The organism is uncultured Methylobacterium sp. (assembly GCF_964251405.1).
Taxonomy (GTDB): Bacteria; Pseudomonadota; Alphaproteobacteria; order Rhizobiales; family Beijerinckiaceae; genus Methylobacterium.
Window position 1 is genome coordinate 14,835 of the sequence record NZ_CAXUJR010000049.1, and the last position, 9,697, is coordinate 24,531.

General features: G+C 67.1%; 7 protein-coding genes. 2 read left to right on the top strand and 5 right to left on the bottom strand.

Annotation, left to right across the window (positions count from 1 at the left end):
• Positions 1-1,258 (top strand): ATP-binding protein (locus ACFE7U_RS10680; RefSeq protein WP_375409704.1); only part of this gene is annotated, 1,258 nt, incomplete at its 5' end.
• 70 nt (positions 1,259-1,328) lie between these two features.
• Here the strand turns inward: ACFE7U_RS10680 and ACFE7U_RS10685 are convergent.
• The 4 genes from ACFE7U_RS10685 to ACFE7U_RS10700 all read right to left on the bottom strand — a co-directional run bounded on the left by ACFE7U_RS10685 (position 1,329) and on the right by ACFE7U_RS10700 (position 7,396).
• Positions 1,329-3,476, bottom strand: coding sequence for a sodium-translocating pyrophosphatase (locus tag ACFE7U_RS10685; protein WP_375409705.1), 2,148 nt, complete (start codon positions 3,474-3,476; stop codon positions 1,329-1,331).
• 285 nt (positions 3,477-3,761) lie between these two features.
• Entirely contained in the window at positions 3,762-5,858 is a 2,097-nt protein-coding gene (locus tag ACFE7U_RS10690) for a TonB-dependent receptor family protein (protein WP_375409706.1), read from the bottom strand.
• 123 nt (positions 5,859-5,981) lie between these two features.
• The gene (locus tag ACFE7U_RS10695; RefSeq protein WP_375409707.1) at positions 5,982-6,974 is read right to left on the bottom strand and encodes a DUF1775 domain-containing protein; all 993 of its coding nucleotides are present in this window, start codon (positions 6,972-6,974) and stop codon (positions 5,982-5,984) included.
• 44 nt (positions 6,975-7,018) lie between these two features.
• Positions 7,019-7,396 carry a hypothetical protein gene (locus ACFE7U_RS10700; protein WP_375409708.1) on the bottom strand — a complete coding sequence of 126 codons (378 nt, stop codon included), beginning with the start codon at positions 7,394-7,396 and terminating at the stop codon, positions 7,019-7,021.
• A gap of 250 nt (positions 7,397-7,646) precedes the next feature.
• Here ACFE7U_RS10700 and ACFE7U_RS10705 point away from each other — a divergent pair, with 250 nt between their 5' ends.
• Positions 7,647-8,951: a murein L,D-transpeptidase gene (locus ACFE7U_RS10705; RefSeq protein WP_375409709.1), complete on the top strand. Its 1,305-nt coding sequence runs from the start codon at positions 7,647-7,649 to the stop codon at positions 8,949-8,951.
• Positions 8,952-9,044: 93 nt separating this feature from the next.
• Here the strand turns inward: ACFE7U_RS10705 and ACFE7U_RS10710 are convergent, their stop codons facing one another.
• Positions 9,045-9,497, bottom strand: coding sequence for a hypothetical protein (locus ACFE7U_RS10710; protein ID WP_375409710.1), 453 nt, complete (start codon positions 9,495-9,497; stop codon positions 9,045-9,047).
• Positions 9,498-9,697: the final 200 nt, after the last annotated feature.

Below are 9,697 nucleotides of genomic sequence, written 5' to 3' on the forward strand. Positions count from 1 at the left end.
CATGGACAAGCCGATGTCCCTGCGCACCGACATCGACCCCAACCTGCCGCCGGTCCTGGTGGGAGACCAGAACCGGCTGCGCCAGGTTCTGCTCAATCTGCTCAACAACGCCGTCAAGTTCACCCCCTCTGGCGACGTCGTGCTGACGATGCGTTGCGAGCGGCGCATCGGGGAGCGTCTGCGCCTGCGATGCGAGGTCAGCGATACCGGCATCGGCGTCCCGCACGACAAGCGCGACCGGCTGTTCCAGCGTTTCAGCCAGATCGACGGGTCGATCTCGCGCCGCTTCGGGGGCACCGGCCTCGGTCTCGCCATCAGCAAGAACCTCGTCGAGCTGATGGGGGGCGAGATCGGGCTCGCGAGCCGTTCCGGCCCGGGCTCGACCTTCTGGTTCACCGTGGAACTTGCCATCGGCGACGCCGCGCCCGCCACGGTGGAGACGACGGCCGCGCCGTTGCCGACGCACCGGCCCGTCAGGATCCTCCTCGTCGAGGACGTCGTCCAGAACCAGGACATCGCCATGGCGGTCCTGTCGGCAGGGGGGCACCATGTCGACCTCGCCGGCGACGGAGCCGAGGCGGTCCAGGCGGTCCAGAACGGCGCCTACGACATCGTCCTGATGGATATTCAGATGCCCGTGATGGACGGGATCGAGGCCACCGGCCGCATCCGTGCCCTCGGCGGCCGCTATGCCAAGATTCCGATCGTGGGGCTGACCGCCAATGTCCTTCCCGAGCAGATCGAGTCCTTCAAGCGGGCCGGCATGGTCGACCATATCGGCAAGCCGTTCCGAAAGGCGGACCTGCTCTCCGCCGTCGCCCGTGGGATTCGGGCGGCGGCCGAGGCGCCCGATACCCCCGCCCCGTTCTTCGATCACGCCGCCTTCATCGAGCTGAGGGACCTGCTCGGCCGCGAGAAGGTCGGACGGATGCTCGACGACCTCGAATCGGTCCTCACCTCCGGCTTCGTGTACGATGCCATCACCGGGACCGCTCGCGGCGATCGCGATCCGGCCGGGCTCGCGATCGCCGACGTCGCTCACAAGCTCGTCTCATCCGCCGGCATGCTCGGCTTCATGACCCTGTCCGAGACATGCCGGGCCTTCGAGCGCGCGAGCCGCGCGGGGCGCCTCACCGAGGCCGATATCGATCTCGCCGCCGAAGCAAGTCGCCTCGCACTCGCGGCGACGGACCTCCTCCGACGCGATGCAGACGGGCTCTCGCCCATGGACATTCCGCTCCTTCGCAGCGTGTCCTGACGGCGAACCGCTCGAACGAGAACGGGCGCCCGTCGGGGCGCCCGCTTCGGTCTACGGACCGCCCTATCCCTCAGAGGTGGGCCAGCACCGCCAGCAGGAGCAGCGCGATGATGTTGGTGATCTTGATCGCCGGGTTCACCGCGGGGCCTGCCGTGTCCTTGTAGGGGTCGCCGACGGTGTCGCCGGTGACGGCGGCCTTGTGGGCCTCCGAGCCCTTGCCGCCGTGATGGCCGTCCTCGATGTACTTCTTGGCGTTGTCCCAGGCGCCGCCGCCGGACGTCATCGAGACGGCGACGTAGAGGCCCGTGATGATGACGCCGAGAAGCATTGCCCCGACCGTGGCGAAGGCCTGGGACTTGCCCGCGATCGCCTGGATCACGAAGAACAGCACGATCGGCGAGAGCACCGGCAGCAGGGACGGCAGGATCATCTCCTTGATCGCCGCCTTGGTGAGCATGTCGACGGCCCGGCCGTAATCGGGCCGGTCGGTGCCCGCCATGATGCCCGGCTTCTCCCGGAACTGGCGGCGGACCTCCTCCACCACGGCGCCGGCCGCCCGGCCGACCGCCGTCATCGCCATGCCGCCGAACAGGAACGGAATCAGGCCGCCGAGCAGGAGCCCGACCACGACGTAGGGGTTCATCAGGGTGAAATCGACGCTGACGCCCTGGAAGAAGCGGTACTGGGTCGGGCTCGCATTGGCGATGAAGTAGTTCAGGTCCGAGGTGTAGGCGGCAAACAGCACCAGGGCGCCGAGACCCGCCGAGCCGATGGCGTAGCCCTTGGTCACCGCCTTGGTGGTGTTGCCGACGGCGTCGAGGGCATCGGTGGACTTGCGGACCTCGGGCGGCAGACCGGCCATCTCGGCGATGCCGCCGGCATTGTCGGTGACCGGTCCGAAGGCGTCGAGCGCCACGATGAAGCCGGCCAGAGCCAGCATCGCGGTGACCGCGATGGCGATGCCGAACAGGCCCGCCAGCGAGTAGGTCGAGATGATGCCGGCCACGATGACGAGGGCCGGCAGCGCAGTGGATTCGAGCGAGATCGCGAGGCCCTGGATCACGTTGGTGCCGTGACCGGTGACGGAGGCGTCCGCGATGGACTTCACCGGCCGGAAGTTGGTGCCGGTGTAGTACTCGGTGATGACCACGATCAGCGCCGTGATGACGAGGCCGATCACGGCGCAGCCGAACAGGCCGCCCGACGTGAAGGTGACGCCGGCCGTGGTGGTGAAGGACGTGTTGAAACTGCCGAAGAGAGCGAAGTTGACGAGCGCGATCGCGACGATCGAGAGCGCGCCGGCCGTGATCAGGCCCTTGTAGAGGGCACCCATGATCGACTGGTTGGCCCCGAGCCGCACGGCGTAGGTGCCGGCGATGGAGGTGAGGATGCAGGACGAGCCGATCGCCAGCGGATAGAGCAGCATGGCTTCGAGCACGTTGCGCCCGCCCACATCGGTCTGGCCGGCAAAGAAGATCGCGGCGAGCACCATGGTGGCGACCACGGTCACCGCATAGGTCTCGAACAGGTCCGCGGCCATGCCGGCGCAATCGCCGACATTGTCGCCGACGTTGTCGGCGATGGTGGCCGGATTGCGCGGGTCATCCTCCGGGATTCCGGCCTCGACCTTGCCGACGAGGTCGCCGCCGACATCCGCACCCTTGGTGAAGATGCCGCCGCCGAGACGGGCGAAGATCGAGATCAGCGAGGCGCCGAACCCGAGAGCCACCAGGGCGTCGATGACCTCGCGGCTGGCGGGGGGCAGGCCGACGATGCGGGTGAGGTAGCCGAAATAGAGGGCCACCCCGAGGAGCGCGAGGCCGGCGACGAACATGCCGGTGACCGCGCCCGACTTGAAGGCGACGTCGAGGCCGGCGCCGAGCGATGTCGACGCGGCCTGGGCGGTGCGGACGTTGGCGCGTACCGAAACGTTCATGCCGATGAAGCCGGCGGCTCCCGAGAGCACCGCCCCGATCAGGAAGCCGACGGCGACCTTGATCCCGAGGAAATAGGCCAATGCGACGAACAGGACGGCCCCGACGAGCGCGATGGTGGCGTATTGGCGGCGCAGATAGGCCTGGGCACCTTCGGCGATGGCGCCGGCGATCTCCTGCATGCGCTGCGTGCCGGCGTCCCGCCGCATCAGCGCGTTGATGGTCACGATACCGTAGGCGACGGCGCACAGCCCGCCTCCGATGATCAGCAGCAATGCGGTCATTCTACCGTCCTTGGGGGTTGTTTCGATGAATCTCGAGCTTGGCCTGGCGTGGCCACGGGACGTCTCGCTCGGATTTTTTGCATTCCTCCCCGGAATTGCGCGTCTTGAGTGCCAAACTTCCGCCGCCAGCGCAAACGGTGACTTGGGATGCGAACAGCGGATGTTTGTGCAAGGCAACAGAAGATTGTGCGGCACACAACGAAGGCTCGCGTTCGGAAGCGTCCATCCACGGACTCGCCGGCGGCGCGCTCCAGGCCAAGCGGTGGCCCGAGCGCTCGCGCCCTGTCAGAACGACGCCCTTACCCCGCCGAAGACACTCTGGCCGTTGCCGGGATAGAAGGCCGCCAGCGCCGCCGCGCCGCCCACCCCCGTCGAGGCGTTGGCCACCACCGAGATGTCGGAGACGAAGCGCTCGTCCGTGAGGTTGCGCGCATCGAGGAACAGCGAGACGCCGTTCTTGAAGTCGATGCCGGTCTGGACATTGAGGAGGGCGTAGCCCGACACCTGCAGCGTGTTGGCATGGTCGGCGAAGGCGCCCCCCGGCACCCAGTCCACGGACGGCGAGACGTAGAGCCCGCTCGGATGGGCATAGGTGACCACCGTGCGCAGGACGTCTCGCGGGATGCCGGCGATGCGGTTGTTGGAGAAGACCGGGTCGCCCACGAAGCGGAAGTCGTTGTGGGTCCAGATCTGCGAGACGGCGAGGGTGTCGCCGATGCCGGTGAGATCGCGCACGAGGTCGAGGGAGACGGCCGCTTCCACGCCCTGGTGCAGGGTCCGCGCCGCGTTGAAGGTCGCGGCCGGGATGTTGAGGCCGGGATTGACCGAGAAGTTGATCAGCTCGTCCCGGATCTCGGACCGGTAGAGCGTGACGTCCCAGGCCAAGCGATCGATGCGGCCTCGGCTGCCGGCCTCGTAGGTCCAGGCGCGCTGCGCCTCCAGCGGCACGAAGGTGGTGCGCAGGCTGCTGGTCTGGGCGAGGTCGGAGAAGTCGGGCACGTCGCGCGAGCGCGCGATGTCGCCGAAGACCTGGATGTCGGGCACGGGTTGCCAGATCAGGCCGACCTTGGGGTTGATGCCCTCGAAGGTCCGGTTGCCGAACTGGACGTTCGGGTTGGCGGCAAAGCCGCCCTTGTTGCTGTAGGTCCGGTTCGACGAAAAGGCCTTGGCGCCGGCCATCAGCGCGACGTCGGGCAGGAACCAGAACCGGTTCTCGCCGTAAGCCTCGTAGTTCGAGGCGCTCTGGAGAGCGCTCAGGGTCTGGCCGTTGCGCTGGCCGGCGCGGTTGTTGAACTGCAGCGCCGAGTTGATCCCCGCCGAGGCGCGCAGCCCGAGGATCGTGTCGTTGCGGTACCCCGCGACATCGAAGCTGCCGGCCCAGTGCGGCGAGATCCCGTAGGTCCAGCCGTCCTGGTCGATGACCTGGAAGATCGGGTGGTAGAGCGATTTGTGGATCGCCCACGTATCGATATCGAGCTTGCCGACGTCGAGGACGAAGGAGGTTCGGTTCGCGATCCGCTCGGTCTCGACCTTTCGCGACTGGTTGCCGGAGATCGCCGTGGGGTTGGCGAGCGTCGGGGTGTTCAGGGCATTGAAGAGCGTCAGCGTGCCGGGCAGCTTCTGGTCGGTGAGATAGATGCCGGCGTAGAAGCGGGTCTCGACGCCGGGCGCGAGCCGGTAGCCGAGATTGGCATTGAAGTTCTGCGTGCGCTGGGTCTCATGGGTCCGGTAGCCGTCGGAATTCGTGATCGTGCCGTTGATCAGGAAATCGGCCGGCCCTGAAATCCGCGAGAACTGAAAATTTTCGCGGATGGTGCCGAAGCTGCCGCCGTCGATCCGAAGGATGTTGAGCGCGAACGCCGTGTAGGCGGTCGGCGTGACGAAGTTGATCGCACCGCCCAGCGTCGTCGCCCCGAAGGTGAGGGCATTGCCGCCCTTGTAGATCTCGACCGACCGCAGGGCGAGCGGATCGATCTGGTAGAAGTCCCCGCTGCCGTCGGCGAGGTTGACCGGGATGCCGTCCTGCAGGAGTTCGAGCCCGCGCAGGTGGAAGCCGCGCGAGATGCCCGAACCCCGCACCGACAGGCGCAGTTCCTGGCCGTAGCGCTGCTGCACGAACACGCCGGGGGTGTCCTTGAGAACGTCGCGCAGAGTGTTGGCGTAGCGGTTCTGGAATTCGGCCGCGTCGACGAAGGCCACCGAGCCGACGGTCGAACCGACCGCGGCGCGCTGCTGGGCGACGCTCGGGACCGTGACCGAGCCGCCCTCCGTGCCCTGGACGCTGAGTTCGGCCAAGGTCGCGGCCGCGTCCTCGGCGAGCACCGAGGGGGGAGAGAGCAGGGCAAGCGCCAGTGCGCCGCCACGGATGATGGGCGAAGGCATCGGACAGGGCTCCGGAGCGGCCGCCTCACGTTCCGCGACCGGGATCGCGAAGGGGCAGGCCGTCCAATCGGGCAGGATGGGGATGGTCCGGGCCGCCGGTCGGCAAAGCCCGGCACCGCTGCGTCAGTGGTCGTGGTGACCGGACGGCTTGCCTGCCGGAGTTCCGGTCGGCCCCTTGGCGCCGATCGGCGCCACCGCGAAGGTGACCGTCACCTGGCCCGCCCGTTCGAAGGTGAGGCTGCCTACGATCGGCTCGCCGGCCGTCGGTGCCCCTTTGAGATCCTCGAACATGAGGTGATAGCCGCCGGGCTTGAGCTCGACGGTCTGACCCGGAGCGATGACGAGCCCGCCTTCGACGACCGCCATCCTCATGACGCCGGCCTCCATGGACATGGAGTGGATCGAGCCAGCCCCGGCGAGCGGGATCGCCGCCCCGGTGAGCCGTTCCGGCTGGCTCCCGGAATTGGTGATGCGGACATAGCCGCCCGCCACCTTGGCGCCGCCCGGCGTCGCGCGCATCCAGGGCGTCTCGATGGTGAGGTCGCCGGCCTTCACCGTGGAGGACACGGTGCCGGTGGTGGCCGGTCCCGTCTGCGCCGCCAGGACGACGACCCCGGGAGCGGGAGACTTCAGCGAGCGCGCCTGCTGCCCCGCAGCCGGAATCTCGCTCCAGCTATGGCTGCCGCCGGGGCAATCCTGCTGGACGGGGAAGTAGACCGTGCTTCCGGGCTCGAACGCATCCGTGATCCGGGCAAGGAACGTGAACTCGTCGATCTGGTCGTCGGGCAGGCTTCCGCCGGCCCAGGTGATGGTCTTGACGCCCTCGCTGACGTCGCCGTGGAAATACGGATAGGTCCGGGCGTAGGGACCCTTCTGGGTCGTCACCTCCCAGCCGGGCTTGGGCATCGGCTTGGCGCCGATCACGCCTTCGGGAACCGTAACGCTGACCCGCGTCGTCGGTTTGCCGGAGCAGCCATGGTTGACCTGCACGACGGCGCGGTAAGTGGCGTTGGGGCTCGCTTCCCCCCGCTCGAAGGTGACGTGCGCGAACGAGGCGGTGGCCGACAGGGTGATGAGGAGGGCGGCACAGAGCTCGGCCCGGGGAATCCGGTTCATGAGGGCAGTCCTAACGTCTGAGGGATCGGGAATGAACGATCGACTCAGGCGGTCGGAGGGCCTCTGGCGAGGGAGATCGATCCGGGCGGCGCCCGTGCGGCGACGCGGATCTCGGGGCGGCTGACGAGCGAACTGGCCTCGCGCAGCGGCCAAACCAGCGTCATCATCGCGGGGACGGGAGGGGCCGCATCGGCGGCGCCATGGGCGGCGATGCAGCAGGCAGCGCCGTGTTGCGCGGGCACCTTGATCGGATCGTCGCCGTTGCGGGCCGTCTCGGCGGCCTGCGAGCAGAGGAACCCGGCATGGTCGAGCATCCGGACCGGCAGGAGGCCGCCGAGGAAGCCCTGCAGCACGAACGCGTAGAGCACGATCACCGCGGTGATCGGGCGCAGACGCCGGGCCATGGTGCTCGTCTCACCCATAGCTATCGCCTTACGCCAAGCCCGCTCATCTCACCAGCCTTCAAGGACGGAGCGGGGACTCTGTTGCGAATGCGCCGCAGGTGCGCCGATGCACGCGGCCGGTCCGGCCGCGCCACATTGTGGCCCGGTCGGCATGGCTTCTTAACCCTGCCAAGACAGGTTCGCGGCAAGAGGAACGTCGGCCCGGTCGCGTCTGCCGCGATGGGTCGGACGAGCCTGGCGCCCTCAACACAGATCAGAGTCCTGCCCGATGCTCACACAGGCCCATCCTTTCCGCTCGCTCGGCCTGGCTCTCCTCGCCTCCGTGGCCATCGGCCAGCCGGCCTCGGCGCGCGAGCCGGCGGGCCTCGCTCAGGCCGAGTGGGCACAGGACTACGCCGCCCCCGCCGGCCTGCAGGTGCAGCGCTCGCTCACCCCGATCCTGTCGCCCCAGACCATCGCGGCCACCGAGCAGATGGTGGAGCGCTACAAGGAAATCGTCGCCCGCGGGGGATGGCGGCCGGTCTCCGGCGCCGACAAGCTGCGAATCGGCGGGCGCGGCCCGGCCGTCACGGCCCTGCGCCAGCGCCTCGTTGCGACGGGCGACCTCGACCAGGCGTCGGGTTCGGCCGGCACGGCCGCCGTCTATGATTCCTACGTCGCGGCCGGCGTGAAGCGCTTCCAGGCCCGGCACGGCCTCAGCCAGACCGGCGCCATGAGCATGGCGACGCAGCAGGCCATGAACGTATCCGCCGACGTACGCCTGCGCCAGCTCGAGGTGAACGTCCTGCGCCTGCGCTCCTATTCGGGCAATCTCGGCAACCGCTTCGTGATCACGAACATCCCGGCCGCCCTGGTCCAGACCGTGGAGAACGGCCAGGTCGTGACGCTCCATGCCGCCGGCGTCGGCAAGATCGACCGCCAGTCGCCGATCATGAACGCCAAGGCGGTGGAGATCAATTTCAACCCGACCTGGACGGTCCCGGCTTCCATCGTGAAGAAGGACCTGATCCCCAAGATGCAGAAGGATCCGAACTACCTCACCGACAACAAGATCCGCATCTTCACGGGCGAGACCGAGATCTCGCCGGCTTCGGTGAACTGGAACTCGGACGAGGGCACGCGCTACCGCTACCGCCAGGATTCGGGCGCCGACTTCAACTCGATGGGCATCGTGCGCATCAACATCCCCAACCCGCACGGGGTGTTCATGCACGATACGAACTCGAAGGGTGTGTACGGCGACGACTTCCGCTTCATCTCCTCGGGCTGCGTGCGCGTCCAGAACGTGCGCGAATACATCACCTGGCTTCTCAAGGAGACTCCCGGCTGGGGCCGCGAGCAGGTCGAGCAGGCGATCGAAAGCGGCAAGCGCATCGATGCCCGCATGACGACGCCGGTGCCGGTCTACTGGACCTACATCACCGCCTGGTCGACACCGGACGGCGCGGTGCAGTTCCGCGACGACATCTACAAGCGCGACGGCGTCAACGTGCCCTCGACCCTCTCGGCCCCGACCCCGGTGGCGAGCGCCGAGCCGGTGCAGAACTTCGAGCCGGGCGACGAAGAGAATTAAAGCTTCGAGTGTCCGCTATCATTCGATAGATCCAAGAATGGCTGGTCAGAACGACTGTTCAGCCATTTTTCCATTGGCGAGCAGGAGCCTACCCTACGGCTCCTCGGCCGCCAGAATATCCAACACGCGGCGTTCCGTTTTGCGTGCATCGGAAATCGCGGCTTCCACGTTCAACACGTCGCCACCCTCAGCCCCAAAGACAACGCCGCCTGTCGCCCGGGCGTAGGCTGCGGCAGCCATCGCGGCCCCCGCCCAACCAGCATAGCCCGCGTAGTAGATATCTATCATGCATGTCCAAGGACCGCCGAAATCGAATTCGGCATAGGTCTCCACAGCTTCGACTGTCTCTTCGACATGACCTGGATAGCATTCGAAGCCTGCCTCCAAATCGTTCCAAGCCGCTGGTAGGTGACCGCGTAACGCGACGATGGGACGATCTCCATCGTCTTTAAGAGTGATGGGAAAGCCAATCTCGTTTAAGCTGATCTGCCATTCCCTGATGGAGGCGAGGTGCCGGTTGCTGAATACTATGCATGACATGGACATCGGATCGATCGCCTTTCCCTGGCGGACGGCGACACATTGGATTTCGCGTGTGATTCGCCTCGCATACAACCGAGAGTATGTTCACTTTATGTTCCGATGGATGTCAAGCTCGGCCGGGTGGTCTGTCGACGAGTGCGCGGCGCTAGCAATCACGATCTAAAAATTTTCCACCCACGCGGCAAATTCTCCCTGCGCTTGGC

Bases quoted from the DNA above. Each gene is read 5' to 3' on its own strand.
- ACFE7U_RS10690 (WP_375409706.1), bottom strand. From the start codon at position 5,858: ATGCCTTCGCCCATCATCCGTGGCGGCGCACTGGCGCTTGCCCTGCTC.
- ACFE7U_RS10705 (WP_375409709.1), top strand. From the start codon at position 7,647: ATGCTCACACAGGCCCATCCTTTCCGCTCGCTCGGCCTGGCTCTCCTC.
- ACFE7U_RS10695 (WP_375409707.1), bottom strand. From the start codon at position 6,974: ATGAACCGGATTCCCCGGGCCGAGCTCTGTGCCGCCCTCCTCATCACC.
- ACFE7U_RS10700 (WP_375409708.1), bottom strand. From the start codon at position 7,396: ATGGGTGAGACGAGCACCATGGCCCGGCGTCTGCGCCCGATCACCGCG.
- ACFE7U_RS10710 (WP_375409710.1), bottom strand. From the start codon at position 9,497: ATGTCCATGTCATGCATAGTATTCAGCAACCGGCACCTCGCCTCCATC.
- ACFE7U_RS10685 (WP_375409705.1), bottom strand. From the start codon at position 3,476: ATGACCGCATTGCTGCTGATCATCGGAGGCGGGCTGTGCGCCGTCGCC.